21 protein-coding genes, 1 riboswitch and 1 other annotated feature are annotated in these 22,441 nt (G+C 39.8%); of the genes, 18 read left to right on the top strand and 3 right to left on the bottom strand.

Going from position 1 to position 22,441, the window contains the following annotated elements:
* Window positions 1-27: 27 nt before the first annotated feature.
* Window positions 28-240: a YszA family small membrane protein gene (locus tag LQ50_RS24855; RefSeq protein ID WP_084138631.1), complete on the bottom strand. Its 213-nt coding sequence runs from the start codon at window positions 238-240 to the stop codon at window positions 28-30.
* Window positions 241-413: 173 nt separating this feature from the next.
* Window positions 414-650, top strand: a binding site (T-box leader).
* Window positions 651-694: 44 nt separating this feature from the next.
* On the opposite strand from LQ50_RS24855, the gene LQ50_RS05695 reads away from it, so the two are divergent.
* Window positions 695-3,337 (top strand): valine--tRNA ligase, encoded by a 2,643-nt coding sequence (locus LQ50_RS05695; protein ID WP_034626984.1) that lies wholly within the window; start codon window positions 695-697, stop codon window positions 3,335-3,337.
* A 79-nt stretch (window positions 3,338-3,416) separates the two neighbouring features.
* On the opposite strand, the gene LQ50_RS05690 is transcribed toward LQ50_RS05695, so the two are convergent.
* A complete protein-coding gene (locus LQ50_RS05690) occupies window positions 3,417-3,935 on the bottom strand; it encodes a type II secretion system protein (RefSeq protein WP_034626982.1) in 519 nt (172 codons plus the stop codon).
* Window position 3,936: 1 nt separating this feature from the next.
* Complete coding sequence (locus LQ50_RS05685) at window positions 3,937-4,377, bottom strand: type IV pilus modification PilV family protein (protein ID WP_034626981.1); 441 nt, start codon at window positions 4,375-4,377, stop codon at window positions 3,937-3,939.
* Window positions 4,378-4,421: 44 nt separating this feature from the next.
* Here LQ50_RS05685 and LQ50_RS05680 point away from each other — a divergent pair, with 44 nt between their 5' ends.
* From LQ50_RS05680 to radC, 17 genes are all read left to right on the top strand, one after another.
* A complete protein-coding gene (locus LQ50_RS05680) occupies window positions 4,422-5,789 on the top strand; it encodes a PulJ/GspJ family protein (RefSeq protein ID WP_034626980.1) in 1,368 nt (455 codons plus the stop codon).
* A gap of 118 nt (window positions 5,790-5,907) precedes the next feature.
* On the top strand, window positions 5,908-7,212 hold the full coding sequence (locus tag LQ50_RS05675; protein WP_052144605.1) for a bifunctional folylpolyglutamate synthase/dihydrofolate synthase: 1,305 nt from the start codon (window positions 5,908-5,910) through the stop codon (window positions 7,210-7,212).
* Window positions 7,213-7,230: 18 nt separating this feature from the next.
* Window positions 7,231-8,961, top strand: coding sequence for a sensor domain-containing diguanylate cyclase (locus LQ50_RS05670; RefSeq protein ID WP_034626978.1), 1,731 nt, complete (start codon window positions 7,231-7,233; stop codon window positions 8,959-8,961).
* Between the two features lie 234 nt (window positions 8,962-9,195).
* A complete protein-coding gene (locus tag LQ50_RS05665) occupies window positions 9,196-9,894 on the top strand; it encodes a hypothetical protein (protein WP_034626976.1) in 699 nt (232 codons plus the stop codon).
* Window positions 9,895-9,910: 16 nt separating this feature from the next.
* Window positions 9,911-11,233, top strand: a complete 1,323-nt coding sequence (locus LQ50_RS05660) for a G5 domain-containing protein (protein ID WP_034626974.1) — start codon at window positions 9,911-9,913, stop codon at window positions 11,231-11,233.
* An 11-nt stretch (window positions 11,234-11,244) separates the two neighbouring features.
* Window positions 11,245-12,912: a GspE/PulE family protein gene (locus LQ50_RS05655; RefSeq protein WP_034626973.1), complete on the top strand. Its 1,668-nt coding sequence runs from the start codon at window positions 11,245-11,247 to the stop codon at window positions 12,910-12,912.
* Window positions 12,913-12,922: 10 nt separating this feature from the next.
* Window positions 12,923-13,963: a type IV pilus twitching motility protein PilT gene (locus tag LQ50_RS05650; RefSeq protein WP_034626972.1), complete on the top strand. Its 1,041-nt coding sequence runs from the start codon at window positions 12,923-12,925 to the stop codon at window positions 13,961-13,963.
* Window positions 13,964-15,172 (top strand): type II secretion system F family protein, encoded by a 1,209-nt coding sequence (locus LQ50_RS05645; protein ID WP_034626970.1) that lies wholly within the window; start codon window positions 13,964-13,966, stop codon window positions 15,170-15,172.
* 80 nt (window positions 15,173-15,252) lie between these two features.
* Window positions 15,253-15,336, top strand: a riboswitch (cyclic di-GMP riboswitch).
* Window positions 15,337-15,430: 94 nt separating this feature from the next.
* On the top strand, window positions 15,431-15,916 hold the full coding sequence (locus LQ50_RS05640; RefSeq protein WP_052144604.1) for a competence type IV pilus major pilin ComGC: 486 nt from the start codon (window positions 15,431-15,433) through the stop codon (window positions 15,914-15,916).
* A gap of 78 nt (window positions 15,917-15,994) precedes the next feature.
* On the top strand, window positions 15,995-16,381 hold the full coding sequence (locus tag LQ50_RS05635) for a hypothetical protein (RefSeq protein WP_152608167.1): 387 nt from the start codon (window positions 15,995-15,997) through the stop codon (window positions 16,379-16,381).
* A gap of 15 nt (window positions 16,382-16,396) precedes the next feature.
* Window positions 16,397-17,155 carry a prepilin peptidase gene (locus tag LQ50_RS05630; RefSeq protein WP_034626966.1) on the top strand — a complete coding sequence of 253 codons (759 nt, stop codon included), beginning with the start codon at window positions 16,397-16,399 and terminating at the stop codon, window positions 17,153-17,155.
* Window positions 17,156-17,202: 47 nt separating this feature from the next.
* Window positions 17,203-18,171, top strand: coding sequence for a type IV pilus biogenesis protein PilM (gene pilM, locus LQ50_RS05625; RefSeq protein WP_034626964.1), 969 nt, complete (start codon window positions 17,203-17,205; stop codon window positions 18,169-18,171).
* Window positions 18,171-18,746 (top strand): PilN family protein, encoded by a 576-nt coding sequence (locus LQ50_RS05620; RefSeq protein ID WP_034626962.1) that lies wholly within the window; start codon window positions 18,171-18,173, stop codon window positions 18,744-18,746. Before pilM ends, LQ50_RS05620 begins: the two co-directional genes overlap by 1 nt.
* Window positions 18,743-19,489: a hypothetical protein gene (locus LQ50_RS05615; RefSeq protein ID WP_034626961.1), complete on the top strand. Its 747-nt coding sequence runs from the start codon at window positions 18,743-18,745 to the stop codon at window positions 19,487-19,489. Before LQ50_RS05620 ends, LQ50_RS05615 begins: the two co-directional genes overlap by 4 nt.
* A 149-nt stretch (window positions 19,490-19,638) precedes the next feature.
* On the top strand, window positions 19,639-20,688 hold the full coding sequence (locus LQ50_RS05610; protein ID WP_034626959.1) for a hypothetical protein: 1,050 nt from the start codon (window positions 19,639-19,641) through the stop codon (window positions 20,686-20,688).
* Between the two features lie 232 nt (window positions 20,689-20,920).
* Window positions 20,921-21,493 (top strand): Maf family protein, encoded by a 573-nt coding sequence (locus tag LQ50_RS05605; RefSeq protein WP_034626958.1) that lies wholly within the window; start codon window positions 20,921-20,923, stop codon window positions 21,491-21,493.
* A 107-nt stretch (window positions 21,494-21,600) separates the two neighbouring features.
* Entirely contained in the window at window positions 21,601-22,293 is a 693-nt protein-coding gene (gene radC / locus LQ50_RS05600) for a RadC family protein (RefSeq protein WP_034626956.1), read from the top strand.
* Window positions 22,294-22,441: the final 148 nt, after the last annotated feature.

The following is a 22,441-nucleotide window of genomic DNA, read 5'->3' as shown; positions in this document are numbered from 1 at the left end:
TTTCATAAAGAGAACGTTTTTTCTGTTTTATATGAGGCGTAATGTAATGGAAAAGTACATAACGATCATTAGCGTTAGCAAAATCATATCAAATGTAGTTGGTAAAAGCAGGGTACGTAATAGTTGAAAAAAGATGAGCGGAACAAGAATTTGAGCAAATATTGCTCGTATTTTTAGCCACCAGCCTGGCTTGTTATGATTATAATGATGATGATGAAAACGTCCAAATCGACGACGCATCGTAACACCTCACTTTCCATAAACTCCTTACTACTACGGTATGCAGCTTGCATTTAGTTGTGCTAGCTCTTAGGTAGGAGTCTATAATCATGAAAAAGGTATACAAAAGAAAAAAATAGGCGATCCTTTTATTGACGAATGAGCTCAATTCGAGCTAAAATATAACCACAATAATGAATGCATTGAATAGGAAGAGTAGGATCCGAACCTTTCAGAGAGAGAAATCATTAGCTGAGAGATTTCTTAAGATGTACGATTCGAATGTCGCCTAGGAGCAGCTATCCTGAAAAATCGTTTGATTCATAAGGCTAGCCGGCAGCTGACCGTTATCAGATTGAGTGTGTAGTACGTTAGATTTTTTGTACTGCAAACAAAGGTGGTACCGCGAGTGAACTTTCTTCGTCCTTTGGATGGAGGGGGTTTTTTTATTTGTTTGAATTGAGGAGGAAACATGATGAGTGATGAAAAGTTAACGATGCCAACAAAATACAATCCGCAAGAGACCGAAGCAAAATGGTATTCTTTTTGGAAGGAAGGTAAATTCTTTGAGGCGACTGGTGATGAGTCGAAACAACCATATTCAATTGTGATCCCACCACCTAACGTTACAGGGAAACTGCATTTAGGTCATGCGTGGGATACAACTTTACAAGATATTTTAGCTCGTGTAAAGAGAATGCAAGGCTACGATACTCTATGGTTACCTGGAATGGATCATGCAGGAATTGCCACTCAGGCAAAGGTCGAAGGGAAGCTTAAAGAACAAGGACTTAGTCGTTATGATTTAGGTAGAGAAAAGTTTTTGGAAAAGTCTTGGGAGTGGAAAGAAGAGTATGCGTCGTTTATCCGTAACCAATGGTCTAAGATGGGTCTTTCATTAGATTATTCCAGGGAGCGCTTTACTCTAGATGAAGGTCTATCTAAAGCGGTTCGAGAAGTGTTTGTGAAACTATATGAAAAAGGATTAATCTATCGCGGGGAATATATCATCAACTGGGATCCACAAACGAAAACAGCTCTATCAGACATTGAGGTCATTTATCAAGATGTTCAAGGCGCGTTTTATCACATGAATTATCCTTTAACTGATGGAAGTGGACAGATTGAAGTTGCAACAACTCGTCCTGAAACGATGCTCGGTGATACAGCGGTTGCTGTTCATCCAGAAGATGAACGTTATAAGCACCTGATCGGTAAGACGGTTACTTTACCTATCACGAATCGTGAAATTCCTATTGTGGGCGATGAATATGTGGACATGGAATTCGGTTCAGGAGCAGTAAAAATCACGCCAGCACATGATCCGAATGATTTTGAAATTGGGAATAGGCACAATCTTGAACGCATTCTTGTCATGAACGAAGATGGAACGATGAATGCAAAAGCAGGGAAATACCAAGGCATGGACCGTTTTGAGTGCCGCAAGCAAATCGTTAAGGATTTACAAGACGAAGGCATTCTGTTCAAAGTTGAAGAGCACATGCATTCCGTAGGGCACTCAGAGCGCAGTGGAGCTGTCGTCGAACCATATTTATCAACACAATGGTTCGTGAAAATGCAACCACTTGCAGATGCAGCGATTGACCTACAGAACTCAGAAGAAAAAGTGAATTTTGTACCAGAGCGATTTGAAAAGACATACTTACGTTGGATGGAAAACATCCGTGATTGGTGTATCTCTAGGCAGCTATGGTGGGGACACCGTATACCAGCTTGGTACCATAAGGAAACAGGTGAAGTGTATGTCGGTCACGAAGCGCCAGCAGACATAGAAAATTGGAAGCAAGATGAAGATGTTTTAGATACGTGGTTCAGCTCAGCTCTATGGCCGTTTTCAACAATGGGTTGGCCTGATGAAGCATCGTTAGACTATGACCGTTTCTATTCTACGAATGTTTTAGTCACGGGCTATGATATCATTTTCTTCTGGGTATCAAGAATGATTTTCCAAGGTCTTGAATTTACAGGGAAGCGCCCATTTGATGATGTATTAATCCACGGGCTTGTTCGGGATTCTGAGGGACGCAAGATGAGTAAGTCACTTGGAAACGGTGTTGATCCTATGGATGTTATCGACAAATACGGTGCTGATTCATTACGATTCTTCTTATCTACCGGTAGTTCCCCGGGAAATGACTTGCGTTTTTACTGGGAAAAGGTCGAATCAACATGGAATTTTGGAAACAAGATTTGGAATGCATCACGTTTTGCGTTAATGAACATGGAAGGGTTAACGTATGAAGAAATTGATTTAAGTGGTGAAAAAACGATTGCGGATAAGTGGATTTTAACTCGTCTACAGGAGACGATCGCTGATGTAACACGCTTAATCGATGCATATGAATTTGGTGAAGTTGGGCGTTTGCTTTATAACTTCATCTGGGATGATTTCTGTGATTGGTATATTGAAATGGCGAAGTTACCATTATACGGAGAAGATGAGGAAGCAAAGAAAACGACACGTTCAGTACTAGCTTATGTATTAGATCAGACGATGCGACTTCTTCATCCAATGATGCCATTTATTACCGAGGAAATTTGGCAACATTTGCCGCATAAAGGCGAATCGATCACCATTGCTGCATGGCCAACGAAACAGGAAGCATATATGTTTGAAGAGGCAGTTGAAGATATGGAGCTACTTAAGGAAATGATCCGTTCAGTTCGTAATACGAGAGCGGAGTTAAACGTCCCGATGAGTAAGCAAATTGAGTTACTCGTTCATGCGAAAGATGACCATGTATTAGGAAAACTGACTCGCGGTCAAAGTTATATTGAGAAGTTCTGTAATCCGAGCAAGCTTGAAATAGGTACAGATGTGAAGGCGCCTGAAAAATCGATGTCGCAAGTACTATCAGGAGTAGAATTGTTCTTACCACTTGCTGGCTTGTTAGATTTAGATGCCGAGATCGCTCGTTTAGAAAAGGAACTTGATAAATGGAATAAAGAAGTTGAGCGTGTTGAGAAAAAATTAGGAAATCAAGGTTTTATTGCCAAAGCACCGGCAAAAGTAATTGAAGAAGAAAAAGCAAAGCAGGCTGATTATATCGCTAAACGTGAAACAGTTGAGGCGAGAATTGCCGAGTTGAAGGCATAAATAAGACAAAAATGGTCGAGGGCAGTGAAAAGGTAGGTTTATAACCTTTTCACTGCCCTCTTTTGTTTGAAAGCCATGCTTAATTAATTGTAAAGGGTATACTTGTCTCAGCCTTTAACGTGTTTCTAAATTCTGAGTGTAAAGCCGTCTGTATCGTATAATGGATGTTCAAAGAAAATGTCTGATCATTTTCAATTTGAATATGAATCTCATCAATGGATAGAAAGATTTTCGAATGGTCTCCCAGCACGATGATTTCAACTTCTTCTGTGTAGCCTTGGTTTTGAAGTTTCATTTGCAAGGCACTTCTTAACGAATCTCCTATTTCTGTCATTCCAGGGTTAGTTGGTAAAGTTTCACGCCACGCCCCTTCTTCTTGTACGTCTTCTATTGTTTTTTGCAAGGCTGTTTCGATATATAAAGTGCCCATTTCTTCTAGCTTCGCCATTTGAATATCCTCTTCAGATTTATTAAATTGATTAGCGCTACTCATGATATTTGAAATAATGATTGGTGCTAATATTCCAATGACGGCAATGACGAGGAGAACTAAAATGAGGGCGTAACCATCTTCTTTCAAGCCTATTTTCTTCCTCAATTTAATCGCCTCCTATCTTAATGTAACTATAAACTTCAGCTAGAGGTGTCGTATAATTACATTGCTCACTAGAAGGGAAAATCGATATGCTAATTTGCCGTAAGCCGAGATGGACCTCGTTTTCACTATGTTCGTTTAATGGGAACGAGGTTATTTTTGGACAATATAGCTTTCCATTTTGTGTTATTTCGTCCAGTTCATATTCAAAAGCCTCATTCTCGTATAGGCCATTAAACAATTCTTTTTCTTCTTTAACAGAGACTAATACTTTTTCTGCTAAATTAATGGCAACTAATTTATCTTCAACTTTTCCTGAAAGCATGATAGATTGAGAAAAGAAACTTAAGAATGTAAGAATGACGATACTTAGGAGAGTAATAGATGCTAGTAATTCAATTAACGTTAGACCATTACTATTTAATTTGGTTTGAATGTATCTCATAAATTCTCCTTTGATGCCAATTAGTGAAAAGTGTGGTGAATTTTTTGTTAAATAGATATCTCAAAGAGCAATCGGGGATTACATTAATTGAACTATTAATAACGTTAGCGTTATTTACGATGATAATCGGAATCGCATTTGGTGTTTTAACGACGACATCAAAACACAATGACAAAACCCAATCTCATATCGACCTAAGACAAGAGGCTAATATTATTATTACGCAACTAAGGCAGAAACATCAAGCTGAAATAGCAAATTATAGCGTTTGTGTAGATGAATTGTTCATTTCTAATCATATAACCGTTAGTGAAATGTTGTTAAAAGAAGCTCATGTTTTAGATCAAGCGTGTACCGAAAATTTGATTGATCCATATGAACATTTACCCGTTCAATTTACGATTGAAAACAAGGACTATCATTTTTCTGTCGATACCATTATTGAAGGAAAACAGAAAGAGATGTATTCTGAGCCGATTGTAATTGACATCCCTGATTCAGGATCAGAGGAAGATACGTTTTATACAATCGTTCGAAATGATAATGTGTTTGTATATGGATCCCAACTTATCTTCAGCGGTGGAGATGTGGAAGGGCCAAATGCTACGATGATTATTAGAGGAAATTTAGAGACGAATCAATTAAATGGGGGGGCCTTTAGCAATGTCTCTCATATTTTTATTGATGGTTCTGCTCAATTAGATGGTGGAAGTGCTAGCCTAGGTTCACTGACGCATCCTGGAGATATAATTATTAATGGGAACCTTGGATTGTGGAGTGGTTCTCGCAATGTGTATGGAGATGTATATGTGAATGGGAACTTTCGTTTGAAAGATGCTCGTATATTTGGAAATGTGTATGTGAATGGTGATGTTGAACTTGGGTGGACACCGACTTTAAGTGAACATACAAGAATTTATTATACAGGGTCTTTGCAGCACCCTAATAATTATAATCAAAACATCCTTTCTAAAGTTATTCATCAATCAGAGGTTGAGACTAAACAAATACCAGATCTAGGCATTCCACAGTTACGAGCTGATGATTGGTATAGGAATAAAGGGTATGATCAAACGATAAGAGAAAACAATATGAAAATATTCGCAAATAATGTTAATATTCAAAGCTATTATGATGATCAGTTAGGGAGGCATATTTCTACGTTTACAGATGCGATTATTGTGAGTCAAGGAGATATTACAATTGGAAATAATCAATGGGTTAACAAAATGACCGGTGTGTTATTTGCACCAAATGGAAAAGTAACGTTTCATGGTACTCATTTTGAAGGACTTGTCATTGCAAGGGATGGTTTTCATGTTACAAGTGGTGGAACAAAGGTAATCTTTAAAAACATCGATGAGTATATTGAAAATGAAGCAGATTTCCCACTAGGTAGTTCGACAAATTGATTAAAGAATTGAGTGTTAGGATGCTAGAATTGTAGTCAGCCTTTCATCATTATAATGGTAAGATAAAATAATAAAGTTACTATGATATTTATTGTTTTTCAAGATTAGGAGTGGGAATGTGCAAAAAGGAATGGAAGTAATTGAATGGATTCATAGTCTACTCCCTTTTGGGATCAAGCCAGGATTAAAACGAATGGAATGGATGCTTAAGCGCCTTGGGAATCCTGAACAAAAGATGAAAGTTGTTCATATTGGCGGAACGAATGGCAAGGGCTCAACGGTTAGTTTTATGAGACATGTCTTGGAAAAGGCAGATTATAATGTTGGCACGTTTACCTCCCCATATATTGAACGGTTTGAAGAACGGATTTCTTTGAATGGCCAGCCGATCGATGAACATTCACTAGTGGAATCAGCAAACAAGATTCGACCGTTAGTAGAGGAATTAGCACAAACAGAGCTTGGAAGTCCGACAGAATTTGAGGTGATCACTACGATCGCATTTGACTATTTTGCCCATGTGGCCAAGCCTGATATCGTCTTGTTAGAAGTAGGACTAGGTGGTAGATTAGACTCGACCAATGTGATTACCCCTTTATTGTCAGTGATCACATCTATTGGATTTGACCATATGCATATTCTTGGAGAGACTCTTGGCGAAATTGCTTTTGAAAAAGCAGGAATCATTAAAAGAAACACGCCTATTGTTTCTGGGATTGCTCAAAAAGAGGCGCAGGAAATCATCATGGAAACAGCGAAAGAAAAACAAGCTCCTTATTTTCAATTAAGGGAACACTTCGAGGAATCATTAGTAGACATTGATAGACATGTTCAATCATTTACCTATACAAGTGACCGTCATGCATTTGAGAATGTCACGATTCAAATGCCAGGCCCACATCAACGTGAAAATGCGTCCGTTGCCATATGTGCCTTAGAATTATTAATCGAAAAATATGGATTTATTATATCTGCAGAAGCGATCCGTGAAGGGCTCAAAGCGACCACATGGATTGGGAGATTTGAGAAATTGAATGAACACCCGCTTGTTGTTATTGACGGTGCTCATAATCAAGAAGGAATGGAATCATTAGCAAAGACATTAATTCTTCATTATCCGAAGAAAACATTTCGTTTTTTACTGGCTGCTACGAAAGAAAAAGATATGGGGAAATTATTAAAACCGTTTGAAGGAATGGATGCATCTTTTACATTTACAAGCTTTGACTTCTTTCGTGCGGCTAGTAGCCAAGTTTTGTTTGATCAGGCAGCAGTCGAAGTGAAGCGTTATGAAGACCAATGGGAAAAAGCGTTAGCTGAGGAAGTACAAGCATTAAAGGATGAGGAAATGCTTGTAGTCGCTGGATCGCTTTATTTCATCTCGGCGATTAGGGAAGAATGGCGTAAGAATTATATGAAATAAGGAAGGAGGTTGCGAGACATGACAAGGAAAAAAGAACAGTTTATCTGGATGGTTTGGTTCCTATTAATGGTGTTCTTGTTGATATTTCTCATTCAAAGGGAAGCCTTTTTGATGTTCCAGTTTCCCCAAGTGTGGGCGTTCCTTGCTTTAGTTGTACTCGCCTCCTTCTTTCCTATCCATTATCGAAATCATACACTGACCTCTTTTCAGTGGGGAACTCTTGCTATTTTTATCTATTATGGCTTTAGTCTAGAAGTATTCGTTACCCAGATAGCTTTACTAGTTGTGTTAGTTGTATCTGGCTTAAAACGGAAGGAGCTTTATCGCATTCCGATTAATTCCATTATTTTTTTGCTAACGTCTATTGCAGCTGCATCTGTGTTTTATTTAGTAGGGGGACAAGTCGGAGAAGTCTTCTCATTAATCCGACATGGTCATGCTTTAGTGTTATATGCGGCGACTTTTCTATTTGCTAATCATTTCTTTATATTTGCCACAAGGAAATATTTGTTTGGGATAAAAAAACAACATTTTATCAAAGGGCTTTGGATGGAAGGTACAGCAGCCGGAATCCTTTTACCTCTCGTCATCATTCTTGTTGTCCTTTATGCTGAAATTGGAACACTGGCGATATTATTATCTGGAATTATTTTTGTTGGGATTTCAATTGTTTTTAAAGTGTATAACTCAACAAAGCGAATAAACCATCTATTAAAAAAGGTTACAGAATTTGGCTATGAATTAAGTTCAAGTCGATCAGTAGATGAATTGATGACGAAAGTTAGAGAGAGGTTAGATGAATTTTTAAATTGGGACCATCTCTATTTGTATGATGTGAAGGATGACCATCTTTCGTTAATTTATATGGATCAAAAAGATTCAGCCCCTGTCCCACTCGAGCTTAAAAAGGGAGATCATTTTTCGATGAAGGTGTTGAAAACGAAAGAACTAGCCTTGGCTGAAGAACGCCAACAATGGTTGATTACAGGAAAAGAGCTACCTCTTGATTTGCAGTCGATCCTAGCAATTCCTTTGAAGAATCGGCAGGACATCAAACGAGTGATAACCATTGCATCGAAGCAGAAAAAAGGTTTTTTGCCACATCAAATTATGGTTGTTGAAATCATTGCGAACATGTTATCTGTTGCGATAGAAACCGTTCAAAATCTTGAAAAGACGAAACGAGAAAGTTACCATTGTCCACTTACCAGTTTGTACAATTTACGATATTTCGAGGAAGTACTTAAAGAAACGATCCTTGAAAATCAAGAGGATACACTCTCGCTCATTTTATTGGACCTTGATCACTTTAAGAGGATTAATGACACATATGGACACCAAAGTGGTAATGATGTTCTATGTGAAGTGGCTAGAAGGTTAGTGGATGTCGTTCCCAGAGATGTTACAGTTGCCAGGTATGGTGGGGAAGAGTTCGTATTGCTCTTACCAAAAAGAAATGAAGCAGAAGCATATGAGATTGGGCTTGCACTTCAAGAGAAATTAAAAGGAACTCCTATTTTGATAAAAAGTGACTTGAAGTCTGAAAATCAAACTAAGTTCGTTACAGTAACAGCGAGTATTGGGGTGGCAAGTTCAGAGTTAATCGATGAACATGAGGACAATATGATGGATGCTTTTTCATTGATTCGAAGAGCAGACCGCGCGATGTATAATGGAGCAAAGCAGAAAGGGCGCGACCGAGTAGCAACATATAGTGAAGTGAAAAACACAAAGGAAGCCGCTACTTAATTTAAGTGAGTGAGGGTGAGAAAGACGTATTCATTCTAACTTTGACTAAGTATCGGCTTTTCTTTAATTTGAAAAATGCCTCCTGTTTCAAAAGGGAAACGAGAGGCATTTTTTTCATGTTATCGTACCTTTTCATTCCTACTACTATAGTATACAATGATCACAGTATCACAAAGAAAAGTGACTATATTCACAGGTTTATATTACCATATTTGATAAAGGTGGAAAGCTACGATGGTCTTGTTTGTATCTCTACTAATTGGAACAATGGTCCTCTTTGTACTTGTTTACAAGAAACCAACTTCATTTTCTCGTAAACTTCAAATACAGTTTATCTGTATCGCTGCTTTGCTTTTACTTGTTACTTTTTTACTGTACTCCCTTTATTCATTATATATTGCCGTGTTGGCCTTTGTTGGGCTCTTTCTCTTTTTTTCTCTTATTCTAGGAAAACAACTAGAGCTAGAAATAGGATTAAAGGAAGAGGATTGGCCTCAGGAGAATGCAGTATCCATAGCAGGTGCTGAGAAAGAGGATTTAGTAGAAGAAGACTCCATCAATTTAAATCAGAATAATAGGGAAGCTGTTCTTCTGACGGTAGACGAAGAGAAGGATGAGAGCTTCCACGAGCTAGATTCAGAAACAGATATTGTCCATTATTTCGAACAGCAACCAAAGAGAATATTTGAACAAGTTGACGATTATGACGAAGAAGAGGAGAGCTTGAGTTTGTTGCCTCGAGAACTCAAGGACACAAGAGATGAAGATGATCTTCCAATCCGTATTCCAATGGATGATGTCGAAGTAGATTTGAATAGAGAAGCGCTTGAAGACAAGCATGAAAAGACGTTACGGACAGAGGAAGACAATACGAATGCAGAAGTTATGTTCAATCGACACAAATTATTTGAGCAGCTTGAAAATGATAAGTAAAGGATGAATCCGATTGATGAGACAACCATTTATACAAGCTAGTTTGTGGCTTTTATTTTGTATTGTTTTCTTAATGTTCTTTACGGTCGTTGGTCATCTGATAGCAGGTGCGATTTTTTCATCGGAAAAAACGTATGAGCGAGGAACCGAAATAGCTGGAATTACCGTAGAAGGACTAACAGAAGAAGAAGCAAGACAAGGACTTTTTGATCGTATTGAAGAATGGCAAAAAAATGTCACTATTGACTTTGTTATCTTAGATGAGAGCGTTCAAATTAGAGGGGAAGAAATTGAATTTGACGTCGAGCGAGCTTTAAATGAGGCATGGGACGCCCGGCAGGTTGAGTTATATGCTCTTGTCAAACGTCCAATAGTTGAAAGTTATTTGCAAGAACTACAGAAATACACGGTGGCAAGCCAGGTCGACATGGAGCAGCTAGGGGCCCATGTAGCCGAGGATGTACGGTCCTTGCAAATGCCACAGGAAAACTATCAACTGAATGATTTTTTTATTACAAAATTAGAAGAACGCGTCGTTGCTGAAGTAACTTTAGAAGGTGTGTCCTCTATGTATGTGAGAAATTGGGTACAGGCATTAGACGGTTATGAAATCGAGCCACAGCAGTTGTTTTCTTTGCATGAAGTGTTAAAAGAAGTCAATGTCCATGTAAATGACCGTCAAGGGTTAACGATTTTAGCAACGGCCTTTTACCAATTATTTGGACAAACAAACTTCGAACTAATGGAACGTCATACGAGTGTCGTTTTGCCAACCTATGCCAATGTAGGCTATGCAGCAGCCGGGTCTTTTGAGCTTGATTTTAAAGCATATAACCCGAATGCAAATGCTTACAGATTGCATACCTCTTATGAACATGAAAAATTACACTTTTCCTTGGAGGGGAAGGAATTTATCTACACATACTCATTAGCTGTAGACAATATCGAGGAGATTGAACCAAGGACGATTATCCAATATGCGAGTAAGCGTATGCGAGGTGATCAACAGCTAATTCGAACGGGAAAAAAAGGCTATCGTGCCGATGTGTATCAATTGGTCCATTATAGGGATGGTACGTTGAGGAATCGTGTTAAACTTTCAAGTGATTATTATCCAGCTGTCCATCATATAGAGGAGCGAGGATTGCTTACGCGTCAAAATGAAGATGTTGAAAGTGAGAGGTCAACGGAATCAACTGATTCAAATGATTCGAGTGTAACGGAAGAAAATCAAGATGAAACAGATGAACAAAACAGCACAGAGTTGGATTCAACTAGCGGTCAGTCTAGCTCAAACAATGATGAAGATGCACCGAGCAAGGTGAAGGGTGAAGAATAAGGAGGGGCAACATGGCAAAAGGAAGAAAACGGTTAGGGGATCTCCTAGTTGATGCTGGACTCCTCCAAGAAAAGCAACTGAATGAAGCACTTGATGCAAAAGCATCGGATCAAAAGCTAGGAGATGCGTTGCTAGAACTTGGTTTCATTACAGAGCAGCAATTAATTGAGGCGCTAGAGATTCAACTTGGGATTGAACAAATTAGCTTGTATCGTTATCCGATTGATGTGAATTTGATGAAGGTTGTCCCAAAGGAATTCGCTATACGAAATAAACTCATCCCATTAAAACTCGATGGGAATCAGTTGCTAGTGGCGATGGCAGATCCGATGGATTATTTTGCGATAGACGATTTACGAATGCTTACGGGTTATCAAATCGATACGGCCATTGCGACAAAGGATGAGATTACTCAAGCGATTGATCGTCACTACAATATGGGTGAAGCACTTGTAGATAACGAACTACTAGAAGAACTAGAGGAAAAAGCGAATACAACTAATGGCCAAGTTGGAGAAAATGATGCACCAGTCATCAAGTTGGTCAATCAGCTTTTACAAACGGGTCTAAGTCAAAAAGCAAGTGATATTCATATCGACCCACAAGAAAAGAAGCTTGTTATCCGCTATAGGGTAGATGGGGTACTGAAAACAGAGCAAGCTTTCCCGAAACGTATTCAAAATTCGTTAATTGCGCGAGTGAAAATCATGGCTAATTTAAATATTACAGAAACGCGTCTTCCTCAAGATGGGCGGATTAAAACGTTTGTCAATAAAACACCGATTGATTTAAGAATTTCGACACTCCCTACCGTTTATGGAGAAAAGATTGTAATTCGTATTCTAGATCTAGGGAGTACACTTAATAAAATTTCTCAGCTTGGCTTTAATAAGCTCAATCACCAAAAATTTATGAAGCTTATTGAACAGCCTTCTGGTTTATTAGTTATTACGGGTCCAACTGGTTCTGGAAAATCGTCGACCTTATACGCTGGACTAAATCATTTAAATACAGATCAAGTGAACATTATTACGATTGAGGACCCAGTTGAGTATCAAATTGAAGGCATTAACCAAGTTCAAGTTAATAACCAGGTTGGTTTAAGCTTTGCAGCTGGTTTACGTTCGATTTTGCGTCAAGATCCTAATATTGTGATGGTAGGAGAGATTCGTGATGCCGAAACGGCGGAAATTGCCATCCGAGCTTCGTTGACAGGGCATCTTGTCCTAAGCACGTTACACACGAATAGCGCAATTGCAACGATTCCGCGTTTAATTGATATGGGCATTGAGCCTTACTTGGTCGTTTCTTCGTTATCTGGTATTGTTGCACAACGCTTGGTCCGCAAAAATTGCCCACAATGCAAAAAAGCATACGAGCCGAATGAAATGGAACGAAATTTATTTCAAAGGCGCGGCATGAAACCGGGGACGATCTACCGTGGAGAAGGATGCCAAACTTGTAAAGATACTGGCTATAAAGGCCGGATTGCGATTCAAGAAGTGCTCGTCATAGATGATACGATCAGGCAGCTCATGATGAACAATCAGTCGATGAGCTCAATTCGCGAGTATGCCTTAAAGAATGGCATGATCTTTCTGATTGATGATGGCTTGTTAAAAGTAAAGCAAGGCTTAACGACATTGGATGAAGTACTTCGTGTCGCGTTAGATGAGTAGGAGGGTAACTATGAAAGAACGATTAGAGGCATTATTAGTCGAGGCATTTAATCAAGGAGCCTCAGATATTCATTTAACAGTAGGAGTCCCTCCTGTGTTCCGAATTAATGGAGAGCTTCACCATCACGATAGCACTGTATTAAAGCCAAAAGATACGGAAGGGATGGCGAAATCGATCATTTCAGAACTGTTATGGAAGGAATTCCAAAAAAGAGGTGAGCTCGACTTTTCTTATGGGATCGTTAGTGTATCGCGCTTTCGTGTAAATGCGTATTTCCAGCGGTCTTGTATTTGTCTGGCCATTCGTGTTGTGCCAACGGTGATCCCTAGTCTGGACGATTTAAATATGCCTCCTGTATTACGTGACATCGCACGAAAGCCACAAGGACTTGTGCTCGTCACTGGACCAACGGGAAGTGGGAAGTCGACGACACTAGCGGCTATGATCGATTATTTAAATGACACGTGCAACAAGCATATCATTACACTAGAAGACCCGATTGAATACTTACATCGTCATAAGAAATCGATTATTAACCAACGTGAAGTCGGCTTTGACACCAAAAATTTTGCGAATGGTTTAAAAGGCTGCTTGAGACAAGACCCTGATATTATTCTCGTTGGTGAGATGCGTGACCTTGAAACGATCTCAACAGCGATTACAGCTGCTGAGACGGGACATCTTGTTTTAGGTACGTTGCATACAACAGATGCACCAGCTACAATTGATCGAATCATTGATGTGTTCCCACCCGCGCAACAACCGCAAGTGAGAATTCAACTAGCCTCCGTTCTTGGGGCGGTTATTTCACAGCGTTTGTTTAAAACGGCTGATGGAAAAGGACGCAGGGCAGCAACAGAAATTCTCGTTAATAATTCGGCTGTAAAAAACTTAATTCGGAATGAGAAAATTCATCAAATTCCTAGTGTAATGCAAACCGGACGTGCAAGTGGGATGCATACATTAGAGATGTCCGTGAGAGAGTTAGTTGAAAAGCAAGTGATTAGTGAGGAAGTAGCGTCACCATATATCGGAGAGAGTGGAAGCTAGATGGCTGTTTATAAGTATCAAGGTAGAAACAAAAAAGGTGAACGAATAACCGGGAAGGTTAAAGCAGATTCAGAACGTGAAGCCAAACAGTTGATTCGTGAAAAAGGGACAGCTGTTACGCACATGGAAGAGTTAAATAGCGTGTTGTATAAGGATCTTTCATTTGGAACAAAGCGGATTAAATCACAAGATTTTGTCATTTATTTGCGTCAGTTTTCTACATTGCTACAAGCTGGAATTTCGGTTGTTGATGCAACGAGTATATTAGCAGAGCAAACGGCGAGCAAAGCGTTGAAAGCGGGTTTAGCTGATATAGAAGAAGACTTACGAGCAGGAAATCCATTTTCAGAAGCAGCTGAAAAGCAAAGGAAGCTGTTCCCACCATTATTTATCAATATGATGCGGGCCGGGGAGCTCGGAGGGAATTTAGATGAAATTCTAGATCGACTCGCCTCCTATTACGAAAAGCAGCACAGGACGAAACAAAAAGTGATGTCCGCTCTTTCGTACCCAATTGCAGTAGGTCTCGTTGCTATTATTGTTGTTATCTTTCTTCTGTCGTTTGTTGTCCCGACTTTTGCAGATATGTTTGCAGGCTTTGGAGCCGATTTGCCGTTTATTACCGTGCTCGTCTTGCAAGCTGGGAACATTGCTTCTGCCTATTGGTGGGGGTTCCTCTTATTGCTTGTTGGACTGTATTTGTTCTGGCGAGTCATCAAAGAACAAAAAGACAAGCGCTATGCATTTGATTTTGCGCTTCTTCGGCTCCCGCTCTTTGGAAAGCTTTTTCAAAAAGCAGCACTAGCCCGGCTCACAAGAACATTAAGCTCGTTATTTGCTAGTAGCGTTCCGATTTTACAAGCATTAGCCATCACAGAACGGATTGTTGGAAATGAAGTGATTGCCAAAGTGATTCGAGACTGCCGCCAGTCGATTGAAAAAGGAGAATCGATTGCCGCTCCGATGGAGACCCATTGGGCGTTTCCACCACTTGTGACACAGATGATTGCCGTCGGAGAAAAGACAGGATCACTAGATCAGATGCTTGATAAAGTTGCTGATTTTTACGAGGCGGAAGTGGAAGCATCAACCGATCAAATTAAGTCGTTAATTGAACCATTAATGATTGTTTTGCTAGCAGGCGTTGTCGGTATAATCGTCGCAGCCATTGCGATCCCGATGTTTGAAATATTTGATTCGATAGGGTAAAAAGAACTAGACAAATGCAAAAATTCCCATTAAAATTAAGCCATACATTAGATATTTTTGTAGTATACTAGATTTATAACAACTTAGAAGGACGCGATGAGTAATTACCTGTATGTGGGCACTTGGGTAGTTAGGAGCAAGTAGTGCAACCGGCCAGATTTGTACATATTCCGTTACAGATTTGGTTTTTTTTATGTCGTCAAGTCGCCCTAATCATGTAAAAAAAGAAAAAACAGTTACTTTAGGAGGAGAAACACAATGCGTAAATGGTACCAAAAACTAAAGAATCAAAAAGGGTTAACATTAGTAGAATTATTAGCAGTTGTTGTTATTTTAGGAATTATTGCAGCGATTGCTGTACCAAGTATTGGTGGGATTATAGATAACAGTAAAAAGGATGCACATGTGGCGAATGCTACTCAGATGATTAATTCGGCTAAATTAGCAGTGACTGGTGATACTAGTTTACAGCCAACTGTAAGTGATGAAAATGTAGCAATTTATTTACAAGACCTTGTGACTGATGGTTATATTGAAAATTTTGTTGATCCTGATTCGGGAAACGATGATTATGTTGAGGGGAGTCGCGATGCTACTGATGAGTTAGTTGGCTCCTATGTGTTAGTCACTAGAGAAGAGAGCGGTTCCTATAGCTATAGAGTTCAATTAGTGGGTACAGAGAGACAAATTGAAGAAGCTGATGAGGGCTCTTTTGATAGAGGACAAGTAATCCCAGTTCCTTAACATATTTAGATTTATGGCCTATCGCTGTTGATAGGCTTTTTCAATACAAATTTGGAACTTAGAATCGAGTTGATCCCAATGCCTATCCAACACTTCTCACTCAATCACAACAAGAATCGCTTTCCGCATTTTGAGCTCGTGACGGTTGTGTTGTTGATGATTATGCTCTATATAGGTGGGGTGGTTCTGCTTCCGAGCGTGTTTGATTCGGTTGAGCGGGTGAGTAACAAAGAAAGCGAGCGGCTCTTAATTGAGCTCGTTAAACATGAGGTTTTGTTTCAAGATGTATCGGAAGCTGGGGGGAGCCTGACGATGTCAGTTGAGGACCTGATTCATGAGGGGCATTTTGATGAGCAGGAGAATGAGCGGTTTTTGCGGAAGTTCTCTAAAGAGTCTTTTGTTGTCGTTTGGAATGTAAATGGTGTTCACCATTATGCGGCGTATCTAATTGAACGAAATGAGTGAAGAAGGGTCGAATCTATGATGCTCTTAATCTATATTTATTTGTTTGTACTCGGGATGACATTTGGATCTTTTTATAATGTGGTCGGGCTGCGTGTACCTAATGGTCAATCGATTGTCAGGCCACGTTCACACTGTACGGTTTGTCGGCGGGATTTGGGCGTCATAGATCTAATTCCTGTTGTTTCGTATTTCTTTTTAAAAGGGCGATGTCGGGGCTGTCATCAGAAGGTTTCTCCGCTCTATCCATTTGTGGAGTTCATGACAGGGGTGTTGTTTGTTACGTCATTTCTTGTTTTTGGCTGGTCTTTAGAAACCATCGTTTCGATCGTACTAATGTCGCTTTTGGTTATTATATTTGTTAGTGACATTCGGTATATGATTATCCCTGATAAAGTGCTGCTCTTTTTTGCGCCGATTTTATTGCTGTTGCGTGTCACGATAGCTCCATTAGATCCTTGGTGGGATGTGGTAGTGGGTTCCGTTATTGGCTTTACTCTGCTTTTACTTATAGCCGTTGCTAGCCGCGGGGGGATGGGTGGAGGAGACATTAAGCTGTTTGCGGTGCTTGGCCTCGTGCTTGGCTGGCAAGGGACTTTGCTTGCGTTTTTCTTCTCGTGCTTATATGGAGCGATTATTGGTGGTGTCGGTCTTTTGATAGGCAAGGTTGAGCGGAGGAAACCAATTCCGTTTGGTCCATTTATTGTTATGGGGACAATTACTTCTTATTATTTTGGATCAGCTTTAGTAGAATGGTATATGAGATTATTTTTATAAAACGGGCTTTCAAAAGAGAATGCTTCTAGAAATGTAAGGTGATTTCTATGATAAAGTGGACAAGTTCAAAAAGTGCTCGTCATGCGATTGTGATAAAAGACCATGTCATGCGATACGTTGGCAGTAAAAAAGGTGATGTATCAACTGTTTATGCACATGGAGAGCGGTATTTACCTGCTGAGGTTATTCGAGAGGGTCAGGTCGTTGAACGCGAGACGTTTGTGACATTCTTAGAAGAATGTATAGAAGAGTGGGACATAAAGCGTCAGGACATTCAATTTTGTGTTCCAGATGGACAAGTGATCGTCCGAATGCATCAAGTTGATGGAGCGATTCCTCATGAGGAAATTAAAGGGAAACTATATTTTGATTTAGGAGATTCTTTGTTGCTTCCTTTTGATGAGCCCATTTTTGATTTTCACGAGCTTGGAATGAAAGACGGACAAAAAGAGGTGCTAGTGTTTGCCTCTAAAGAAAAGACGATCCATGATTATGTCAGTGTGTTTGAAGAAGTAAAAGTAAGACCAAATGCTGCCGATTTAACAGCGTTAAGCGCGTATCGATTGTTTCACGAACTCGACCAGACAAGTACAAATGGCTACACCCTTTTAGTACAGGTTGATGCAACCCATACGAACGTGACCTTTTTTAACGAGCACCACCCCGTCTTTTCAAGATCCATTTTCTCTGAACTTGACCAAGCGAATTGGCAAGTCAAGAGACAAGGAATGCTTGAGTGGAGTGGCGATCAAGATCAATTATTTAATCAAATTGATGACCAAACCAATGAAATCGAGAAAGTGTTAAATTTTTATAGATTTAATGTATTAAAGGGGACAGGGACGATCGAACGAATGCTTATTTGTGGAGATCATCCGTATTTGGAACTTGTTAAGAAAAGCTTTCAAAATTCCTTTTCACTACAGCTTGTTTTCTTAGATGACTTATCTGATGTCCCGTTACCAGCCCGTTATTATGATGTACTAGGGCTGATCTTAAAAAAAGAGGTGCGATAATGCTCGTTGAAATTAATCTACTTCCAGAAAAACAGAAGCGTGACATCACGTATCCTCTTATTAGTTTTATTGTATTAATCCTAGTGGCGGTTGGAACGACAGCCCTCTATTTCTATCAGTCATCTGTAAAAGAGGAAACCACTCAATTACGTGAGGAAATCTATGCTGTTCAATTAGAGTCGGTGCAATTAACAGAGCAACTACAGGTCAAAGATGACACAGGTTATGCTGAATATGCTCAAGCAGTAACGGTCCTTGAAGATAAGGTCATTCCAACCTCATTGTTAGTTGATGAGCTTGTTTCTCTTTTGCCAGAGCGAGGGTTCTTTCTTAATTTTGAATATGAGCTGCCAGGTGAAGTGAAGGTTGAGGCTAGCTTCGATCAAATAGAGGAAGTGGCAGCTTATTATGATGCGTTAGAAACGTCTCCGGTTGTTTCATCCGTAACGTTATCTGTCGTTGATTCAAGTCATGCAGCAAGCCTTTCGAATGAACAAGTATTACCGAGGTATTTTGCTAGTTTTATAATAGATATTCAGACGTCTGAAGTTAGGAACTTAGGTGAGTCACAATGAGAATAGAGTGGACTAGAAAACATATCTATATCGCAACTGGCTCTGTTGTCGCATTGCTCGTATGTTTCTTTTTTATCGTAACTAGTTTCATTTTTCCCACGCAGTTGGAGCGTGATCAAGCAGAAGAAACATTGCTGGTAGAACAACAAATATTAAGTGAGCTACAAACCCAAGCTGAAGAAAGGCCTGAAACCACGCAGCCTCTCTCAAGCCAACAACTGCTTAAGAAACTCCCAGTGACGTCTCTTGTCGATCAGATGCTGCTTGCTTTCTCACAAGCTGAAGGAATTTCTAACACCTATATATCCTTAATCGAAGTCGATGAAAACGGGAGAAGTGTATTAGTAGAAGGGGATCCATCAAATGAGCAAGAGTCGAATAACTCAATCGAATTAGTCTCAGGTTCTAACGATGAGGAGGTAGAGGCTGTATCATTACCTGTCAACATTGATGGTTTACAATCGGTTCGATTTACACTTGAGATTCATGCAGATGATTATGAAGGCCTCGCTTTATTTATCGAGGAAATTGACAGGATGGAGCGTTTGTTGAATATCGATTCCATTTCATTTATTGGTCCAGATGAACAAGTGTATGTTGATGAATCAGCGAGACCATTTGATTTTAGACTGGTGATTTCCGCATTTTATTTTCCGGAGGCTAGTGAGGAATTACAGCAAGAACAAACATTAATAGATTACCCAAATCCAGCAGGGAAACGCTCGCCTCTTTATAACGAATAAAAGAAGAAGGAATGATGAAAGGTATAAAGGAGACAAGGACTTTTTTATGCATTTGAAATCTTTCCTTCTTTTTTTGTGTTAGTCGTTCTATTATCCACTCTTATTTAATAGAATGGAGGTATAGAAAGGTTACGAGAGGAGTGACTCCTGTGGAAGAAGAAAAAAAACAAACCATTTCGGTCCGGTTGAATGGCAAAGAACCTAAATTTCATGAACATCAAAAAGGAAAAAATGAAATGGCGGCGGTCCGAGAAGATGCAGTAGAAGATCAAGCTGAAATCATTCCTCAACCAGATAACATCATAGATTTTGGAAGCAAGCATGAAGAGAGAAAAAGAAATGAACAGCCATATTGGGATGATGGCTTCAGTGAGAAAAGTCCAAAGCTGCCATTTAAACGGAAGAAGAAGTCGTATCATGCAAAAAATAAACCGAAATTTCCGGTAATGTTAGTGATGGCTTTATTTTCAGCTGTCGTCGTAGGGCTGAGTTTGGGCTTTATGGTTTTAACTGTTTTTACTGGAAATGGGACGAGCATAGTAGATGCTGGTGAATCTGTGCCAGAGGTTGCAGCTGTATCTGAAGCAGGAGGAAGCGGTCTCCCTGATCTTACGTTAGAAGTTGTACAAGGGGGCGCATTTGGAGAGCAGTCAACAGGACAAGAGGTTGTTGGGAAGCTACAAGAGCAAGGACTCGCTGCGACGTTAACTCAATCGACAGATCCGATCTACATGTTTATTGGAGCTGGGGGAGACCGAGCTCAGGCGACGAAAATTAGCGCTTTATATGAAGGGTATGGGCAAGATACGTATTTGAAGACATACCGTGTTGATGGACAAACGGTATCTGGACAAGCAGAGGAAGTAACAACTTGGTTCACAAATGCAATTTCTCATTATAAGGAGCTGTTGCAGTTGACTGTTGATGGATTTGGCGGGGGCTCTTTATTAACGGCTGAACGAATTGAGCAAGTAGAGAGTACAACCGCTAACTTGCAAGCCGATCGAGACCAAGCATTTGCCAATATGACTCAGCCGGTGCAGGATCAAGCACTTGCGCTTGGGGATAACCTTGTCCTAGCCAATGAGAAGCTTTCCTCCTATGTAAATACAAAAGAAGAAAGAGATCTTTGGCTGGCGCAACAAGCGCTTTTGGATGCACTCGTTAATTATGAGCTCGTCATTGAAGCGATGCAATAGATAGAAGAAAGGATGAACCTTGTCGAAGGTCATCCTTTTTGTGTTTCCCGCTTATTTTGATTAAGGAGCAACGTCTTTGCGCATTGCTTGGAGAACATGGAAAAGGAAACCCCGCTCATTACGGGTAGTCTGGTAGTTTTTCTACCAGATAAATGGCTGGAAAAAGAAGAATTTGGTATTCTACTTTTGAACCTGTACAATAAAAAGAAAACATTGTAGAGGTGACCCCTTCATGAAATCTTTCATTTTAGCCTCAGGTTCTCCGAGGCGTAAAGAGCTCCTTGAACAGGCTCATTATTCGTTTTCCATTCAAGCAAGTACAGTCGAAGAAATTGTTAAAGCAGGTTCAACACCTGAAGAGGTTGTTTTGCAATTAGCTAACCAAAAGGCAGAGGATGTATGGTCAAAAGCAAAAGATTCCATTGTCCTTGGCTCGGATACGGTCGTGGCTTTTGGCGACCATATCCTTGGAAAGCCAGAAAATGAACAAGAAGCCATTGCCATGCTTGAAATGTTATCAGGGCATACGCATAGCGTCTATACAGGTGTATCTATTTGTTCAAGCGAAGGTGTAACAACGTTTTATGAGAAGACGGATGTAGAGTTTTACCATTTATCTAAAGAAGATATAGAGATGTACATTCGTAGTGGAGAGCCATTTGATAAAGCAGGTAGCTATGGAATTCAAGGGTTTGGTGCCTTCTTAGTGAAGAGAATTATGGGTGATTATTTCGCTGTTGTTGGATTGCCCCTTGCAAGAACGATGAGAGAGTTAAAAAAATGCGGGATAACTCCAAATATGTAAGAAATACTGTTTTGAGTTTTTTATGTAGGTAGTGTAGGTTTGTTCGATTTCCTTTTTCAACTTCATAAAATTTCCCTATTTGTGCAAATTAGAAAGGAGTGTTTCGGTTGTCCCACTCATCCTTCCTTATTCGAGATGTTCCTGTTCGAGAAAGGCCGCGAGAACGATTACTGCAAGAAGGCCCTCAAGCGTTGACGAATCAAGAAATTCTTGCCATTATCCTGAGGAACGGTACGCGAAAAGAATCCGTTTTACAAGTCGCTCAACATCTTTTAGCAAAGTTTGATGGGTTAATGTTATTAAAAGATGCGGCCATTGAGGAATTATGTACGGTTAATGGAATAGGGGAAGCGAAGGCGGTAGAGCTTGCGGCAGCTATTGAGCTTGGCAGAAGAATTCATAGTATGCAGCCAGATGAACGTTATGTAATCCGTTCCCCTGAGGATGTGTCTAATTATGTGATGGAGGATATGCGTTTTTTGCAGCAGGAGCATTTCGATTGCCTTTATTTAAACACAAAGAACCAAGTCCTTCTGCGTAAGACTATTTTTATAGGTAGCTTAAACGCAAGCATTGTTCATCCGCGGGAGGTATTCAAAGAAGCATTTCGCCGTTCAGCCGCCTCGATTATATGTATGCATAACCACCCCTCAGGCGATCCCACTCCAAGCCGCGAAGATATTGAAGTAACGAAAAGGTTAGCAGAATCAGGAAAAGTACTCGGTATTGAGCTTCTTGACCATATCATTATTGGTGATCGTAAATTTGTTAGTCTGAAAGAACAAGGATATGTCATATAATAATTTCGGCTAAAATGATTTTTAAGGATGTGAGTCAATAAGAGGATAGCGATTCGAGTAAGAGAATGGTAACATAAGGTTGTTGCCTTTTTTCTTTGGCTGTGCTTTGCAAGGGGGAAGGTTTCATTTTTTAAGCAATGTTCATGAA

Source organism: Halalkalibacter okhensis, from assembly GCF_000787375.1.
Lineage (GTDB): Bacteria > Bacillota > Bacilli > Bacillales > Bacillaceae_D > Halalkalibacter > Halalkalibacter okhensis.
This window is presented reverse-complemented; position numbering and strand designations above follow the sequence as displayed.